This is a genomic window from Pseudomonas sp. BN515 (assembly GCF_029873155.1).
Taxonomy (GTDB): Bacteria; Pseudomonadota; Gammaproteobacteria; order Pseudomonadales; family Pseudomonadaceae; genus Metapseudomonas.
On sequence record NZ_SSOH01000068.1, the window covers coordinates 1 to 17123 of the forward strand.

General features: G+C 65.5%; 16 protein-coding genes. 14 read left to right on the forward strand and 2 right to left on the reverse strand.

The window, feature by feature from the left end:
- The 6 genes from E8E91_RS16325 to E8E91_RS16350 form a co-directional block, all read left to right on the forward strand.
- Positions 1-800 (forward strand): alpha/beta fold hydrolase (locus E8E91_RS16325; RefSeq protein WP_280376281.1); only part of this gene is annotated, 800 nt, incomplete at its 5' end.
- A gap of 15 nt (positions 801-815) precedes the next feature.
- A complete protein-coding gene (mhpD, locus tag E8E91_RS16330) occupies positions 816-1610 on the forward strand; it encodes a 2-keto-4-pentenoate hydratase (protein ID WP_280376282.1) in 795 nt (264 codons plus the stop codon).
- Between the two features lie 19 nt (positions 1611-1629).
- Complete coding sequence (locus tag E8E91_RS16335; RefSeq protein WP_280376283.1) at positions 1630-2559, forward strand: acetaldehyde dehydrogenase (acetylating); 930 nt, start codon at positions 1630-1632, stop codon at positions 2557-2559.
- 11 nt (positions 2560-2570) lie between these two features.
- Positions 2571-3587 carry a 4-hydroxy-2-oxovalerate aldolase gene (gene dmpG, locus E8E91_RS16340; RefSeq protein WP_280376912.1) on the forward strand — a complete coding sequence of 339 codons (1017 nt, stop codon included), beginning with the start codon at positions 2571-2573 and terminating at the stop codon, positions 3585-3587.
- 78 nt (positions 3588-3665) lie between these two features.
- Positions 3666-4877: a 3-(3-hydroxy-phenyl)propionate transporter MhpT gene (gene mhpT, locus E8E91_RS16345; RefSeq protein ID WP_280376914.1), complete on the forward strand. Its 1212-nt coding sequence runs from the start codon at positions 3666-3668 to the stop codon at positions 4875-4877.
- Between the two features lie 78 nt (positions 4878-4955).
- Positions 4956-6227 carry an OprD family porin gene (locus E8E91_RS16350; protein ID WP_280376916.1) on the forward strand — a complete coding sequence of 424 codons (1272 nt, stop codon included), beginning with the start codon at positions 4956-4958 and terminating at the stop codon, positions 6225-6227.
- A 354-nt stretch (positions 6228-6581) separates the two neighbouring features.
- Here E8E91_RS16350 and E8E91_RS16355 read toward each other — a convergent pair whose 3' ends face one another.
- Positions 6582-7001 (reverse strand): group II truncated hemoglobin, encoded by a 420-nt coding sequence (locus E8E91_RS16355; RefSeq protein WP_280376919.1) that lies wholly within the window; start codon positions 6999-7001, stop codon positions 6582-6584.
- A 31-nt stretch (positions 7002-7032) separates the two neighbouring features.
- Positions 7033-8976, reverse strand: coding sequence for an alkaline phosphatase D family protein (locus E8E91_RS16360; RefSeq protein ID WP_280376922.1), 1944 nt, complete (start codon positions 8974-8976; stop codon positions 7033-7035).
- A 403-nt stretch (positions 8977-9379) separates the two neighbouring features.
- Between E8E91_RS16360 and E8E91_RS16365 the strand changes: the two genes are divergently transcribed.
- The 8 genes from E8E91_RS16365 (at position 9380) to E8E91_RS16400 (ending at position 16938) form a co-directional block, all read left to right on the forward strand.
- Complete coding sequence (locus E8E91_RS16365) at positions 9380-9862, forward strand: 2Fe-2S iron-sulfur cluster-binding protein (protein ID WP_280376925.1); 483 nt, start codon at positions 9380-9382, stop codon at positions 9860-9862.
- On the forward strand, positions 9859-12027 hold the full coding sequence (locus tag E8E91_RS16370) for a xanthine dehydrogenase family protein molybdopterin-binding subunit (RefSeq protein WP_280376927.1): 2169 nt from the start codon (positions 9859-9861) through the stop codon (positions 12025-12027). The genes E8E91_RS16365 and E8E91_RS16370 overlap by 4 nt, the downstream gene beginning before the upstream one ends.
- Positions 12028-12256: 229 nt before the next feature.
- Positions 12257-12613, forward strand: a complete 357-nt coding sequence (locus tag E8E91_RS16375; RefSeq protein WP_280376928.1) for an OB-fold domain-containing protein — start codon at positions 12257-12259, stop codon at positions 12611-12613.
- Complete coding sequence (locus E8E91_RS16380; protein WP_280376930.1) at positions 12610-13755, forward strand: thiolase family protein; 1146 nt, start codon at positions 12610-12612, stop codon at positions 13753-13755. The genes E8E91_RS16375 and E8E91_RS16380 overlap by 4 nt, the downstream gene beginning before the upstream one ends.
- A 1-nt stretch (position 13756) precedes the next feature.
- Positions 13757-14521, forward strand: coding sequence for an SDR family NAD(P)-dependent oxidoreductase (locus E8E91_RS16385; RefSeq protein WP_280371719.1), 765 nt, complete (start codon positions 13757-13759; stop codon positions 14519-14521).
- A gap of 10 nt (positions 14522-14531) precedes the next feature.
- Positions 14532-15338, forward strand: coding sequence for an enoyl-CoA hydratase/isomerase family protein (locus E8E91_RS16390; protein WP_280376932.1), 807 nt, complete (start codon positions 14532-14534; stop codon positions 15336-15338).
- Positions 15339-15356: 18 nt separating this feature from the next.
- Positions 15357-15752: a PaaI family thioesterase gene (locus E8E91_RS16395; protein ID WP_280376933.1), complete on the forward strand. Its 396-nt coding sequence runs from the start codon at positions 15357-15359 to the stop codon at positions 15750-15752.
- Positions 15742-16938 carry a CoA transferase gene (locus E8E91_RS16400; protein ID WP_280376936.1) on the forward strand — a complete coding sequence of 399 codons (1197 nt, stop codon included), beginning with the start codon at positions 15742-15744 and terminating at the stop codon, positions 16936-16938. The genes E8E91_RS16395 and E8E91_RS16400 overlap by 11 nt, the downstream gene beginning before the upstream one ends.
- Positions 16939-17123: the final 185 nt, after the last annotated feature.

A 17123-nucleotide genomic window follows, 5' to 3' on the forward strand; every position in this document is an offset into this window, starting at 1 on the left:
TGGAGCTGAACATCCACTACAACGACTGCGGCCAGGGCAGCGAAACCGTGGTCATGCTCCACGGCTCCGGCCCGGGTGCCAGCGGCTGGGCCAACTTCAACCGCAACATCGAACCGCTGGTTAGCGCCGGTTGCCGCGTGATCCTGCTGGACTGCCCAGGCTGGAGCAAAAGCGACTCCATCGTCTGCAGCGGCTCCCGCTCCGACCTCAATGCCCGCATCCTCAAGGGCCTGGTGGACCAGCTCGACCTCGACCGGGTGCATATCCTCGGCAACTCCATGGGCGGTCACAGCGCCGTGGCGTTCGCCCTGAACTGGCCGGAGCGGGTCGGCAAGTTGGTACTCATGGGCGGCGGCACCGGTGGCGCCAGCCCCTTCACGCCCATGCCCACCGAGGGCATCAAGCTGCTCCAGGGCCTGTACCGCGAGCCGACCATCGACAACCTGAAGAAGATGATGAACGTCTTCGTCTACGACCCCAGTGACCTGACAGAGGCGCTGTTCCAGGCCCGTCTGGACAACATGCTGGCGCGCCGTGATCACCTGGAAAACTTCGTCTCCAGTCTTGCGGCCAACCCCAAGCAATTCCCCGATTTCGGCCCGCGCTTGGCGGAGATCAAGGCCGAAACCCTGGTGATCTGGGGCCGCAACGACCGCTTCGTGCCCATGGACACCGGCCTGCGCCTGGTAGCCGGCATCCCCAACTCCGAACTCCACGTGTTCAACAACTGCGGGCACTGGGCGCAGTGGGAGCACGCGGACAAGTTCAACCGCATGGTGCTGGACTTCCTCACCCACTGAGTCCCGAGGTGCGAGATGACCCTTTCCCAAGATTCCCTGGAACAACTGGCCGCTGGCTTGCGCTTGGCTGAAGCCAGCGGCGAGGCCATCGGCCCGCTGCGCGAGCGCATCGGCGAAGACAACGGCGAAGCCGCCTACGCCATCCAGCGCCTGAACGTGGCCCACGGCATTGCGGCCGGACGTCGCGTAGTCGGTCGCAAGATCGGCCTGACCAATCCCAAGGTGCAGGCCCAACTGGGTGTGGACCAGCCGGACTTCGGCACCCTGTTTGCCGACATGGCCTACGGAGACAACGAGTTGGTGCCCATTGGCCGGGTGCTGCAGCCGAAGATCGAGGCGGAAATCGCCCTGATCCTCGACCGTGACCTGCCGCGCGCCGACACCGGGTTCGCCGATGTACTGGCCGCTACCGGCTGGGTATTGCCGGCCCTGGAGATTGTCGGCAGCCGCGTGGCGGGCTGGAACATCCGCTTCGTCGACACCGTGGCCGACAACGCCTCCAGCGGCTGCTTCGTGCTCGGCGGCCCGGCCCGTCGGCTCGATTCCCTGGACCTGCGCCAGGCCGCCATGCGCATGACTCGCAATGGCGAGCTGGTGTCTAGCGGCAGCGGTGCCGAATGCCTCGGCCACCCGTTGAATGCCGCCGTGTGGCTGGCCCGCACCATGGCTCGCCTGGGCGAACCGCTGAAGGCAGGTGACCTGATCCTGACCGGAGCGCTGGGCCCGATGTCAGCCGTGGTAGCTGGTGACCGCTTCGAAGCGGTGATCGAAGGCATCGGTCAAGTGGCCGTGCAGTTCAGTGCCGAGTGATAGCAGAGAGACCTTTCCCATGAGCAATAAACTCAAAGTCGCCATCGTCGGCTCCGGCAACATCGGTACCGACCTGATGATCAAGGTGCTGCGTAACGCGCAGCACCTGGAAATGGGCGCCATGGTCGGTATCGACCGGGCGTCCGACGGTCTGGCCCGCGCAGCACGATTGGGCGTCGCCACCACCCATGAAGGCGTGGAAGGCCTGACCCGCCTGCCTGTGTTCCAGGACATCGACTTCGTCTTCGACGCCACCAGTGCCGGCGCCCATGTAAAGAACGACGCCTTTCTGCGCAGCGTGAAACCGGGGATTCGCCTGATAGACCTGACCCCGGCTGCCATTGGCCCCTATTGCGTGCCGGTGGTGAACCTGGAGCAGAACCTCCAGCAGCTCAACGTCAACATGGTCACCTGCGGCGGCCAGGCCACCATTCCGATGGTGGCGGCGGTGTCGCGGGTAGCTAAGGTGCACTACGCCGAGATCATCGCCTCTATCGCCAGCAAGTCCGCCGGCCCCGGCACCCGCGCCAATATCGACGAGTTCACCGAGACCACCTCGAAAGCTATCGAAGTGATCGGTGGGGCAGCCAAGGGCAAGGCCATCATCATCATGAACCCTGCCGAGCCGCCCTTGATGATGCGCGACACCGTGTTCGTACTTTCGGAGGCAGCCGACCAGGCCCAAGTGGAGGCCAGCATCGAAGAGATGGCCGCTGCGGTACAGGGCTATGTGCCCGGCTATCGCCTGAAGCAGCGGGTGCAGTTCGATGAGCTCCACGACCTGAACATCCCCGGCCACGGCCGCTTCTCCGGACTGAAGACCTCGGTGTTCCTCGAAGTCGAAGGCGCCGCCCATTACCTGCCGAGCTACGCCGGCAACCTCGACATCATGACTTCTGCCGCGCTGGCCACCGCCGAGCGCATGGCCCAGTCGATGCTCAAGGCCTGAGGAGACCGACCATGAACGGCAAGAAGCTCTACATCTCCGACGTGACCCTGCGCGACGGCAGCCACGCGATCCGCCACCAGTATTCGATCGGCCAGGTGCAGGCCATCGCCCGTGCACTGGACCAGGCGAAGGTGGACGCCATCGAAGTCACCCACGGCGACGGCCTGCAGGGCTCATCCTTCAACTACGGCTTCGGCGCCCACACCGACCTGGAGTGGATCGAAGCGGCCGCCGATGTCATCGAGCACGCCCGCCTCACCGTGCTGCTGCTGCCCGGCATCGGCAGCGTGCACGACCTCAAGGCGGCCTATGACGCCGGTGCCCGTAGCGTGCGGGTGGCCACCCACTGCACCGAGGCGGACGTGTCGCAGCAGCACATCGAATACGCCCGCAGCCTCGGCATGGACACCGTGGGTTTCCTGATGATGAGCCACATGATTCCGGCCGAGCAGTTGGCTGCCCAGGGCAAACTGATGGAAAGCTACGGCGCCCAGTGCATCTACATGGCGGATTCCGGTGGCGCGATGAACATGCAGGACATTCGTGACCGCATGCGCGCCTTCAAGGCGGTGCTCAAGCCGGAGACCCAGACCGGCATGCACGCCCACCACAATCTCAGCCTCGGGGTGGCCAACTCCATCGTCGCGGTGGAAGAGGGTTGCGACCGCATCGACGCCAGCCTGGCCGGCATGGGCGCCGGTGCCGGCAACGCGCCGCTGGAAGTGCTCATCGCCGCCACCGAGCGCCTCGGCTGGAATCACGGCACCGACCTCTACCGGCTGATGGATGCCGCCGACGATCTCGTGCGGCCGCTGCAGGACCGCCCGGTGCGGGTGGATCGCGAGACCCTCGGCCTGGGCTATGCCGGCGTCTATTCCAGCTTCCTGCGTCACGCCGAAGTGGCGGCGGCCAAGTACGGCCTGAAGACCCTCGACATCCTCGTCGAACTGGGCAAACGCCGGATGGTCGGTGGCCAGGAAGACATGATCGTCGACGTCGCGCTGGACTTGCTGGCGCGCCGCGGCTGATCCCAGGTGCGCGTGGCGCACCCTACGGGCCGCGCGCACCAGACAACCCTACAACAACAAATACGGGTGCCTTGAACCATGATCGAAACCACTGCCCACGACTCCCGTCGTGTCGCCACCACCATTGCCCTGTGCTTCCTCGTAGCCCTGATGGAGGGCCTGGACCTGCAAGCCGCCGGCATCGCCGCGCAAGGCATCGCCGCCGCGTTTGACCTGTCGAAGTTGCAGATGGGCTGGATTTTCAGCGCCGGTATCCTCGGCCTCCTGCCCGGCGCCTTCGTCGGCGGCTGGATGGCCGACCGCATCGGTCGCAAGCGTGTGCTGATGGGCTCGGTGGCCTTGTTCGGCGTGTTCTCCCTCGGCACCGCCCTGGCCTCTGACCTGGAAAGCCTGGTTGTAGCCCGGGTGCTCACGGGTGTCGGCCTCGGTGCGGCCTTGCCCAACCTGATTGCACTTACCTCCGAAGTGGCCGGCCCGCGACTGCGTGGCAGCGCCGTGAGCATGATGTACTGCGGCGTGCCGCTGGGCGCCGCGCTGGCGGCGTGCATTGGTATCGCCGGCTTCAATGGCGACTGGCGCCTGGTGTTCTACGTCGGCGGCATCGTGCCCCTGCTGATCGTGCCGTTGCTGGCGTTCTACCTGCCGGAGTCGAGCCAGTTCCATCAGCGTTCCGCCAATGAGGCACCGCGCATCAGCGTCTGGCATGGCCTGTTTCGCGAAGGCTCGGCCATTGCCACGCTGCTTCTGTGGGTGAGCTACTTCTTCACCCTGATGGTCGTGTACATCCTGATCAACTGGTTGCCGAGCCTGCTGGTGGGGCAGGGATTCAGCCCGAGCCAGGCCGGCTGGGTGATGCTCGCCCTGCAACTGGGAGCGGCCATTGGCACCCTGATGCTCGGCGCGCTGCTGGATCGATTGCCCGCCTGGGCCATGGCCGCGCTGATCTACCTCGGCATCCTCGGCTCACTGGCCGCGCTGGGTTTGTCTAGCGAGTTCGGCAGCATGGTCGCGGCCGGCTTCGTCGCCGGCATGTTCGCCACGGGCGGTCAGGGTGTGCTCTACGCGCTGGCGCCGCTGTTCTATCGCACCGAGGTGCGCGCCACTGGTGTTGGCAGTGCAGTGGCAGTGGGGCGGCTGGGCGCCATGAGCGGGCCGCTGGTGGCCGGTCAGATGCTCGCCCTCGGTACCGGCACCGCTGGCGTGCTGCTGGCTTCCGCGCCCGGCATCGTCATCGCCGCCCTAGCCATGTTCTGCCTGTCGGCCCGCCGCAAGGTCGCGCAACCCGTCTGATCCACCCCGTCCCCGAATGACCGCCCATGCCGCTGATGCGGCAGGGCCTCTTACAACTACAAGAAAGAGATCATCGCCATGCGCCAGACTGCCCTCGTTGCAGCCGGTTTCACCCTGTCCGCCATTTGTACCTCGCTGGCCCAGGCCGGCCGCTTCGTCGAAGACAGCCGCGCCACCCTGAACCTGCGCAACTACTACTTCGACCGCAACTACATCAACGACACACCGCAGCCCGCCCTGCGGGAGTGGGCGCAGGGATTCATCGCTACCTTCAATTCCGGTTTCACCGAGGGCCCGGTCGGCCTCGGCCTGGACGCCACCGGCATGCTCGGTGTGAAACTCGACTCGTCGTCATCGCGCAGCGGCAGCGGCCTGTTGCCGGTGGACCTGCAAACCCGCGAGGCGGCGGACGATTACTCCGAGCTGGGGCTGACCGCCAAGGTGAAGGTGTCCCGCAGCGAGTTGCAGGCCGGCACCGTCAGCACTTTCCTTCCCATTGCCTTCGCCAGCCCGACGCGCTTGCTGCCGCAGACCTTCCGGGGCGTCTACCTGCGCTCCCAGGAGCTGGACGACCTGACCCTGCACGCCGGCTGGCTGGATCGCATCAACCTGCGCGACTCCACCGACTACCAGCCGATGACGGTGGCCGCACCCAACCGTCGCTTCAATGGCGCGGCCGAGTCCGACCGTTTCACCTTCATCGGCGGCGACTACGCCTGGTCCGACACCCTGACGCTGAAGTACTACCACGCCGAACTGGACCAGATGTACCGCAAGGATTACTTCGGTTTCGTCGATGACCGGCCAGTTGGGGAGGGCAGATTGAAGAGTGATTTCCGCCTGTTCGTCACCGGCGAGGACGGTGCCGCCAAGGCGGGCAAGGTAGACAACCGCAATTCGGCGCTGATGCTCACCTACCGCTGGGGCGTACACAGCCTGGGTGCCGGTTACATGCAACTGGATGGCGACACGGCCATGCCGTACCTGTACGGCACGGAACCGTTGGTGATCACCGAGGGCACCCTCAGCTCCGAGTTCATCAATGCGAAGGAACGAAGCTGGCAAGTTCGCTACGAGCACGACTTCAGTCATGCCGGCGTGCCGGGCCTTAAGGGCATGCTGCGCTATGTGAGGGGTAACAACATCGAGCTACCGACGCTGGGCGGCAGCGACCTGACGGAAAGCGAGAAGGACATCGAGCTGTCCTATGCGGTGCAGAACGGGCCGATGAAAGGACTGGCCATACGCCTGCGCCACGCCTGGTACCGCAATGACTTCGCCCGCCAGGCAAGCCACCGGGATGACAACGAGCTACGGGTGAACGTCGATTACACCCTGGCGATCTGGTAGCGAGAAGCGCGCCGCTTTTCCTGTGGGGGGCGATTTCAATCGCCAAAAAGGGCGAAGCCCTGCCCAGAACTGCCGAAGGGGGAAGCACCAGCCCTCTCGCTCGGCACATGGCCTCTGCGCCTGGCTCACCGTCGAACTTGCAGGCGCTAGGGGGACGCCGAGATCTTGCTCGCGCACAGTCCGAGCACGATCTTTCGCGAGCAAGCTCGCTCCTACAGAAAATCCGACTTCATCCTGATAATTGGAGCATTTCTATCGTCACAGGCAGAGCCGATGACTCATGACCACGCCCTAAGGGCGTGGTTTCCCAAGTTCAAATGAATTCGCCCCTACAAAGGAGCTCGCCCGGACGAGTCAGCCGTGCTTTGCGCGGCTGGCCTGCACCACGCGATGGGCCGGAACCCGCAGTTGCGCCAGCAGGTACTCGGCAAACTCAGGGGAGAAGGGCTGCAGGGCGATGGCGCGTTCCATGCACCCCAGCCAGGCGCCGCTGAGGGCTTCGTCGATGGGCCATTGGGCGTGGAAGGAGGGAATGGCGATGGAGCCGTACTTCTCGCTGAACAGCTTCGGCCCACCCAGCCAGCCGCTGAGGAAACAGGTCAGCTTGTCGCGGGACTGCTCCAGGCTTTCCGGGTGCAGACGGCGGAGGTCGGCGGCTTCGGGCAGTTCGTCCATCAGCCGGTAGAAGTCATCCACCAGCCGGCGCAGGCCGTCGATGCCGCCAGCGGCCTGGTAGGAAGCGTCGCCGGTACCGAAGGGAGGTGGGGTGCTCATGGGCAAGCTCTAGCGGGAACAGGGGCCGGCATCATATCCGCCTGGCCACGGGTTGTCCGGCCGGTTGGTCGTCTCGATCCTCAAGAAACTCGGTCGGCTCGGAGCCATCGGCGTTGAGCTGGAAGATGCGCGCTGGGCGTCCTTCGGGATCGAAGAACACCTGGCCAAGACCTGCGGAATTCCACAGGCGTTCACCAGCCTTGCTGTGTTCCGGTGTACGTGGCATCACCTTCATCGGGCGGCGCTTGGTGAACCAGTTCAGTGGGGATCGCGGCGAGTAGAGCCAGCGATTCAGGCGGTCGAACACATCCAGCAGGCGCCGGGGGAATTCGTTCTTGATGCCGCTGCTGGTGATCTGCCAGATCTTCGGCCCCTGCTGGCGGTGGCGGATCAGCACCTCGTAGACGAAGGAGTAGTGCACGTCGCCGGAGAGGATGACGTAGGAGCCCGGCGTACGGGAGTGGCGGAAGATGTTGAGGATCACCTGGGCCGCACCGCGGTGGGCCATCCAGTTTTCCGCATCCACCAGCAGCGGATGGCCGAAGGCGCTGAACACCCGTTGCACGGTTTCGATCAGCTTGACCCCGAAGACCGGCGCCGGGGAAACGATGATGGCCGAGGGATGGTCCAGCAGCTCCTGTTGCAGCTCGCTCAGCGCCTCCCAGTCCAGCAGGCCGGAGGGGCGCTTGAGGTCGATCTCGCTGCGCCAGCGACGGGTACGGGTGTCCAGCACAACCAGTGCCGGAGTGGTAGGCAGCACGTACTGCCAGCGATTGAATGTGATCAGGCGGTCGATCAGCCGGTCCAGGGCAGGGCTGTCGAGATGGTTGTCGTCGGCCGCGCTGGCGGCGAGCGCCTCGGTCTGCGCCAGCACTTCGGTAAAGGCATCGGGGTCGTTACCCCAGCCCTGGCAGAGCATGTAGGCGAGCAGAGCGTTGCCGATGATGCGCTTGGAAAATGGATGACCATAGGCGGTCAGCTCCCACTGGGCGGAGAGGTTCCAGTCATCGGTGATGTCATGGTCATCGAAGATCATCAGCGTCGGTAGGTGAGCGAATACCCGCGCCGCACCCGGCAGTCCCTCACGAAAGCCCTGCAGGCGCGTTTCTTCCAGGCGGTAGCGCTCTGCTTCGTTCGGCGCCAGTGGCGGCATCTGCGGTGCCACCAGTGTCCAGGGCACCGGCGACCAGACCAGCAGGTACATGGCCATGACCTCGGCCAGGGTCACCAGGTGGTTCTCCGCATTGCTGCTGGTGAAGATGGGTTTGCGTGCACCACCGAAGAAGCGCTCGCGCAGGGTTTCGTTGCTTTCCAGCGCGGGCAGCAGGTCAGCCCGGCGGTAGTAGCCGGCCGGGTGCGCATACAGCCCGGCGCTGTCGCTCACCACGGCGCCTTCCAGGCGCTCGTCGAACAGGCCGATTCGGGCGATCAACTGGTGGATGGCCCGCAGCATGGGCCCGGCCACGTCATCGGCGTAGACCTGGTCGCCGCTCAGCATCAGCAGTGCCGGCCGCTGTTCCGGCGTGGGGTTGGCGGCCAGCAGGCGGTCGGCGCAGAGCAGGCCATCGTTGGCCGGATAGTGAGGTTTCCGGCAGGAACCGTGGAGCATCTGGTCGATTCGTGAGCGCAGGACGAAGCTGGGGCAGGTGGCATGCGCGTGGATCAGGTGCGGTGCCCACTGGGCGATGCCTTCGCCGTCGATCAGCAGGTCGTAGTCGATCTGCTGATCAAGGGGGAGGGAGGTTTTCAGGCGCAGGTCGATCAAGTGCAGGAAGGCATGGCGGCCGAGGGGGATTACCCGGCAGCTTTCCTCACCCAGGGAATAATCGATGCCACCTTCCAGCGACAGCCGCAGCACCGGCGACAGCCTGCGCGAACCCACCAGCCAGAACACAAGGCGGCGGGATTCGATGCGGCGCAACATGGGGCCGGCAAGCACTACGGGAAGGGTTTCCTGGGAAGCGGCAACGGACATCGGGACAACGGGCCTGTGCAAATGAGCTCAACAGGATAACGCGCGCGGCGTGCAGGGCTCCGTAACCGCTTGAAAAAAACTCAGCCGAGTCGTGCGTTTAAATCGATTGGCAGACTGCGGCGGGGGCTTCTAGCATCCATTGTCTGACCCCGCGCTGGCGCCATGGAGCCGCCGGCCGCCCAGCCCTGATGGAACGGCCTGCCCACGGAGGCAACCATGCTTCAGGTTCCGCTCGATGGCGCTCCGCCATTCTCACCAGGCACACCTGCCGAAGCTCATTCAGGCTCGCCCTGATCCATTCCTTTACCTGCCTTGGATTCCGGGGCTGCCGTATCGCCCCGGCCAACCGTGAAGCGCCCGCGTTGGCGGGTTTCTGTCCTGATGAAATCATCCGGGAGGCGATATGGCTCTCACCCTGAAGATCAATGGCGCCGAGCACAGCGTCGATGTGGACCCCGACACGCCGCTGCTCTGGGTATTGCGCGACGTGCTGGGGATGACCGGAACCAAGTTCGGTTGCGGCATGGCCCTGTGCGGCGCCTGTACCGTGCACATGAATGGCGCTGCCGTGCGCTCCTGCGTGATGCCGGTGAGCAGCATGGTCGGTGCGGAAATCACCACCATCGAAGGCATTGGCGATACCGACGTCGGCAAGCGCGTGCAAGAAGCCTGGCTGGCCAAGGAAGTGGTGCAGTGCGGCTACTGTCAGTCGGGGCAGATCATGTCGGCCAGCGCGCTGTTGGCCAGCAATGGCAACCCCAGCGATGCGGAAATCGACGGCGCCATGTCCGGCAATATCTGCCGCTGCGGTACCTACCTGCGCATCCGTGAAGCCATCAAGGTGGCGGCCCAGGCACAGCCGGCCAAGGTGGAGGGCGCAGCATGAACGACATGACTTCCTTCGCCGGTCCCGGCTTCAGCCGCCGAGGCTTCCTCAAGGCTGGCGCTGCGGTGGGCGGTGGCCTGCTGATCAGCTTCGCGCTGCCGGGCGTGATGGGCGACGCCCAGGCCGCCGAGGGCGAGTTCAGCCCCAACGCATACATTCGTATCGACCGTAGCGGCAAGGTGTTCCTGATCATCCAGCCGGTGGAAATGGGCCAGGCCACCTACACCTCCATGCCCGCGCTGATCGCCGAGGAACTGGAAGTGTCCCTCGACCAGGTGGTGATCGAGCACGCTCCAGCCGACGACAAGCGCTACGCCAATCCCATGCTGGGCTTCCAGGTCACTGGCGGCTCGACGTCGGTGCCCGCCAACTGGATACCCCTGCGCCAGGCCGGCGCCACCGCGCGCACCCTGCTGGTGACGGCGGCCGCGCAACACTGGTCGGTGCCGGTGGAAAGCTGCAAGGCGGAGAACGGCGCTGTCGTGCATGCCGAAAGCGGTCGCAAGCTCGGCTACGGCGAACTGGTGGATGCCGCCGCGAAGTTGCCGGTCCCGGCTGAGGTGACCCTCAAGGACCCGGCCCAGTTCAAGCTGATCGGCACGCCAGCCAAGCGCACTGACGGCCCCGCCAAGGTCACCGGTAAGGCGATGTTCGGTATCGATGCCCGTCCCGAGGGGGTGAAGGTTGCCGCGATCACCATCTGCCCGGTCATCGGCGGCACCCTGGCCGAAGTGGACGAGGCGCCGGCCATGGCGGTCAAGGGCGTGCACAAGGTGGTGCGCACCCAGGATGCGGTGGCGGTGATCGCTGATCATATGGGGGCCGCACGCAAGGGCCTGGCGGCGTTGCAGATCAAGTGGAACGAAGGCGAGAACGCCAAGGTTTCCAGCGCCGAGATGCTGAAGAATATCCAGGAGGCGTCGAAGGGTGAGGGCGTGCAGTCCCGCGCCGAAGGCGATGTGCCGGCTGCCATGGCCAAGGCGGCGAAGAAGGTCGAGGTGACCTATCAGGTGCCCTTCCTGGCCCATGCCTGCATGGAGCCAGTCAACTGCACCGCTCACGTGCGCAAGGACGGCTGCGACCTCTGGCTCGGCATCCAGGTGCCCGCGCGGGCCAAGACCCTCGCCGCCGAGCTCACCGGCCTGCCCGAAGACAAGGTGGTGGTGCACAACCAGCTGCTCGGCGGTGGCTTTGGCCGGCGCCTGGAAACGGACTTCGTCGGCCATGCGGTGGAAGTCGCCAAGCAGGTGGATTACCCGGTGAAGGTCATTTACTCCCGCGAGGAAGACACCCGTCACAGCACCCTGCGGCCGTTCCACTACAACCACCTGTCCGCTGGCCTGGATGAACAGGGACGACCCATTGCCTGGACCCACAAGGTCACCGGCGGGTCCATCATCGCGCGCTGGGCGCCGAACCGATTCATGAACGGGATCGACGGCGATGCCGTGCGCGATGCCTGCGGGCCCTACGGCTTCCCCAACCTTGCGGTGCACTACGTGCGCCACGAACCGCCAAAGGGCATCACCCCGGCTTTCTGGCGCGGGGTTGGCCATACGCAGAACGCCTTCATGGTGGAGGGCTTCATGGACGAGCTGGCGGCCATGAACAAGGTCGATCCCTTCACCTACCGCGCGCCGCTGCTGGAGAAACACCCTCGCGCGCTGAAGGTGCTGGAAACCCTGCGGGAGAAATCCGGCTGGGACTCGCCACTTCCGGCCGGGCAAGGTCGCGGCCTGGCGCTGACGTACTGCTTCGGCACCTACGCGGCGCAGGTGGCGGAAGTCAGCGTGGATGCCAGTGGTGCGGTGAAGGTGAACAAGGTCACCTGCGTGGTGGATTGCGGCATTCCCATCAACCCGGACTCGGTGGTGGCGCAGATGCAGGGCGGCACCATCTTCGGTCTGACGGCGACGCTGTTCGGCAACATCACCTTCAAGGACGGCCGGGTGGAACAGGCCAACTTCGACAGCTATCGGTTGCTGCGCCTGAACGAGATTCCGCCCATCGAGACCCACATCATCAACAGCGGCGAATCCCCTGGTGGCCTGGGCGAAGTTTCCACCGTGGTCATCGCTCCGGCGGTGGTCAACGCCATCTACGCCGCCACCGGCAAACGCCTGCGTAGCCTGCCCATCGATCCGGCGCAGCTCAAGCAAGCCTGACGAGTCTTCTGATAGCCCCTCTCACCGCGTGGAGAGGGGCGGCTTCTTCATTCCCGAACCTGCCTTGCTACTGCTGGTAAGTGCCCACCCGGCGGGGCACAGCACGCCATACGCTTGCAAAAAACTCAATCAGCCGCGGTCTTTATATCGTTTGTCGGGCTCCCACCCGATGTCGACCATAGCCTCAGTCCAGAGCCGTTCACGCGGCTGAAAACAACAGGAGGTCGACATGAACCCACTGCCATCCCTATGGGGCGACGCCAGTCCCTCGCGTTTGCTTGGCTCCCGTCACATCGCCACGGGCGAACTGGTTTTCCCGGCGCTGCCCGCGCATTCGCCGCTGGCCGATCAGTACCGCACCGAGACGCTGGCCGGCGCGGGCGAGCTGTACAGCTTCACCATCATCCATCCTGGCTCGAAGAGCGGCCTGGCGCCCTTTGCCTTGGGCTATCTGGACCTCGAAGGTCCGGTCCGCCTGTTCGGCCGCATCGACGGCAGCGAGCGTCCGGTGATCGGCGCCAGCTACCGCGTCGTGCCCAATGAAACCTATGGCTATCTGTTCGAATCCGTGGAGGCCCGCCCATGAGCCAGATGCATGTAATGGGCGGCGCCATGACCCGCTTCGGTCGTCACCAGGGCGTGATGGCGCCGGAACTGGCCCAGCAGGCGATCCTCGCTGCCGTGACTGACTCGGGCCTCGCGCTGAAGGATATCCAGGCGATTTACTGCGCCAACGTGCTCGGCGGCATGATCCTCGGCCAGGTGATCCTGCGGGACCTCGGGCTCGCCGGCATCCCCGTCTACAACGTCGAGAACGCTTGCGCCAGCGGCGCCACGGCCGTGCACCTGGCGCGCCACGCGCTGCTGGCCGGGCAGTACGAGCGCGTGCTGGTCTTCGGCATCGAGCAACTGACCCAGCTGGGCGGCGGCACCATCCCGCTGCAACGCAACGACGAGAAAACCGACCTCTACGCCAAGGCCGGCATGGTGTTGCCGGCGGTCTACGCCATGCGTGCCACCCGTTTTATCCATGAGCGCGGCGCCACGCCGACCGACCTCGCCCGCGTGGCGGTGAAGAACCGCCATCACGGTTCCCTCAATGAATACGCCCAGCAGCGCAGCGAAGTGACCCTGGAAGAGGTGCTGGGCTCACGGATGATCGCCGACCCGCTGACGCTGCTGCAGTGCTGTCCGTCCCAGGTCGATGGCGCCGCTGCCCTGGTGCTCGGCAACAAACCCGGCCCCCACGCCCGGGACGTGCGCGTGCTCGGCTCCATCGTCGTATCCGGTCTGCGCGAAGGCGCCCGTGACGACATCCTCGATGCTGAAATCACCGCCCGCGCCGCACGCCTGGCTTACGAGCAGGCAGGTGTCGACCCTCGTGACGTCGGCGTGGTGGAACTGCACGACGCCTTCACCATCGCCGAACTCCTCTACTACGAAGCCCTCGGTCTCGCACCTCACGGTGAAGCGGTCGCATTGCTGCATTCCGGCGCTACCGCACTGGGCGGGCGGGTGCCGGTAAATCCCAGCGGCGGCCTGCTCGCCAAGGGACATCCACTTGGCGCCACCGGCGTAGCGCAGATGGTCGAGCTGATGTGGCAACTACAGGGCCGCGCCACGGGACGCCAGGCCGACAACCCGCGCATCGGCGTTGCCCAGTGCACTGGTGGCGGCATTGCCGGCGTGGACCACGCTGCGTCCTCCGTTCATGTGCTGGGGGTGTGAAATGACTGCACAACGTTTCCATGAAGGCCAGGTGGCTGCCGTGACTGGCGCCGCCCGTGGCATTGGCCTGGGCATCGCCACTCGCCTGGCGCGCCAGGGCGTCACCGTCTACCTGCTGGATCGCGATGCAGCGGTCTTGCTGGAGGCCGTCAAGCAGTTGCAGGAGGAGGGGTACGATGCCCACGGCATCTCCCTGGACCTGACCCAGGGGGCCGACGTTGAGGGTGCCTTCGCGAAGATGCGGGAAATCTCCGGGCGCCTGGACTTCCTCGTGAACAACGCCGGTGTGGTGCGGGACAAGCGCTTCCTGAAGATGACGGAGGACGACTGGGACCTGGTGGTGGATACCAACCTGCGCGCGCAGTTCCTCTGCTGCAAGGCGGCATTGCCGTTGATGCTGGAGGCGGGCTTCGGACGCATCGTCAACCTGTCGTCCCGCGCCTGGCTGGGCGGCTTCGGCCAGGCCAACTACTCCGCCGCCAAGGGCGGTGTGGTGAGCCTGACCCGCAGCCTGGCCATCGAGTTCGCCGCCAAGGGCATCACCGTCAATACCATCGCGCCCGGCATCGTCGATACGCCGCTGTTCCAGGCCTTCGAACCGGACGTGCAGGCACGCCTGAAGGACACCGTTCCGGTCAAGCGGATCGGCTCGCCGGACGATATCGCCAACGCGGTGGAGTTCTTCCTCGACCCAGCCAGTTCCTACGTCACCGGCCAGACGCTCTACGTCTGCGGCGGGCGCAGCCTGTCGTCGGCCAGCGTCTGAGGAGGTCATCATGCCTGTGCACATGTCAATCCAGGGGGCGATCGCGGTCATCCGCCTCGATCGCCCGGAAGCCCTCAACGCACTGGACATCGACTCCCTGCGTGCCCTTCGCGGGCACCTGGTGGACGTCCGGGACAACCGTGATATCCGCGCCGCGATCATTAGCGGCGAGGGTGATCGTGCCTTCTGCGTCGGTGCCGATCTGAAGAGCACACGCGCCTCCCACGCGTCTTACGCCGAGGCGCTGTTCCTCGACAAGGAACTGGCGGCCGACGACGGGCTGTACATCCGTCTGATGGACCTTTCCGACCTCGACCTGCGCAAGCCGCTAATCGCTGCCATCAACGGCCACTGCCTCGGCGGTGGCCTGGAACTGGCACTGCAATGCGACCTGCGCATCGCCTCCAGCAACGCCAGCTTCGGGCTGCCGGAAGCGGTGGTGGGCTCCATACCGGCAGTGTCCGGTCTGCATCGTCTGCTCAAGGCGGTTCCCCAGGCCCATGCGATGCAGATGGCCCTGACCGGCCAGCGCATCGATGCCGCCAAGGCACTGGGCATCGGGCTGGTTTCGGAGTTGGTGCAAACGCCCGAGGCATTGCTGCAACGCGCTCTGGAACTGGGTGAGCGGATTGCCGTGGCGGCGCCGCTGGCGATCCAGGCCCTGCAATCGCTGGCGCGGCAGACGGCGCACTTGTCCGATGCCGACGCCCAGCGCCTGACTGAACTCTACTGGGGCGTTCTCCGCGACACCGAGGACCGCCTTGAAGGCCGCGCGGCGTTCGCCGAGAAGCGCCCGCCGCAGTACAAGGGGCGCTAGGCGCCGGGGAGGATCACCATGCAACTGCGCAATCCATTCCTGCAGAGCCTTGGCGTCGAACTGGTCCATTGGGCCGCCGGCGCCGCGGAGTTCCGCATGCCCATCGAGGCTCGCCACCTGAACCGCCAGGGCATGCTGCACGGCGGCTTAGTCGCGACGCTGCTGGATGCTGCCTGCGGCTACGCCGGGCTGCACGCGTCCGAAGACGAGGAAGAAATTCACGGCGTGACGGTGATGCTGAATATCGCCTACCTGAAGGCGGCGCGCGCCGGCACCGTCATCGCCCAGGGCCGGGTCAATCGCAGTGGCCGCAGTCTCTACTTCGCCGAGGCATCACTGGAAACGCTGGACGGCGAGCTGCTGGCCACCGCCCAGGGGACCTTCAAGCAGGGAGAGCGCCGCCATGTTGCGTAACGCTTTGCAGGGCCTGACGGTGCTGGACTTCACCCAGATCGCCGCCGGCCCCACTTGCACCATGCTGCTGGCCGACATGGGCGCGCGGGTAATCAAGGTCGAGCCGCCGGAAGGCGACCTTGGCCGCACCCTCGGCCCGGCCTGGGTAGGGGATTCCAGCGCCCTTTACCACGGATTCAACCGGGGCAAGCAGGGGCTCTGCCTGGACCTGAAGAACCCGCAGGGATTGGCCGTGGCCCGGCGCCTGGTGGAAGAAGCGGATGTGCTGATCGAAAGCATGCGGCCCGGCGTGATGGCCCGGCTTGGCCTTGGATTCGAGGCGGTGCAGGCGATCAATCCGGCGCTGGTCTACTGCTCCATATCCGCCTATGGCCAGGACGGTCCTTATGCTGACCGCGCCGGGGTGGATGGCATCCTCCAGGCGGACTCCGGGCTGATGAGCCTGATCGGCACGCCCGGTGCGCCGCCCTGCAAGGTGCAGGCACCGGTGGTGGATGTGGTGACCGGCTACATGGCCTGCATGGCCATCCTCGCGAAACTCCAGGCCCGTCATCGGGACGGGCAGGGCGGCCACCTGGACGTGAGCCTGATGAACTCTGCCCTGGCGTTGCAGCAATCGTCCATCAGCAGCTACCTGCGCGACGGCGAGCTGCCCACGCCCATTGGCAGTGCCGCGCCGTACTCGGCGCCCAATGAAGCGTTCCAGACGGAGGATGGCTGGCTGATGGTGGCGGCCTACAACGGCAACCGCTGGGAGCGCCTGTGCAGGGTAGTTGGCAATCCGCACTGGGCGAGCGACCCGCGCTTCATCACCTCCGCGAAGCGTGTGGTGCATCGGGCTGAAATGCAGGACGCGCTCAATGGAATCTTCCGTACCCGCAGCACTGGGTACTGGCTGGAACGCCTGCGCGAGGCGGACATCCTCTGCGCCCGGGTGGCCGACTACAGCGACCTGCTGGAACACCCGCAACTGGCTAGCAACGGCATGCTCGCGACCATCGAGCATCCGAGGCACGGTGCGCTGCGGGTCCCGGGTTTCCCGGTGAACAGCGCCGAGGCCGCGCAGCAGCCCTACCGCCCGGCACCAGACAAGGGCGAGCATTCCCGCGAGCTGCTGACGGAGATGGGCTTCAGCCAAGTGGAGGTAGGACAGATGTTGGCAAGCGGAGCGGTGATCGCGGCGTAGTGTAGGAGCGAGCTTGCTCGCGAAAGGCCGAGCTCAGGAGCTTCGCCAGCGAGCTGGCTCCTACAGGGATGGTGCGGGCTTTATGTAGGAGCGAGCTTGCTCGCGAAAGGACGGGCTCAGAGCTTCGCCAGCAAGCTGGCTCCTACAGGGATGGTGCGGGCTTTATGTAGGAGCGAGCTTGCTCG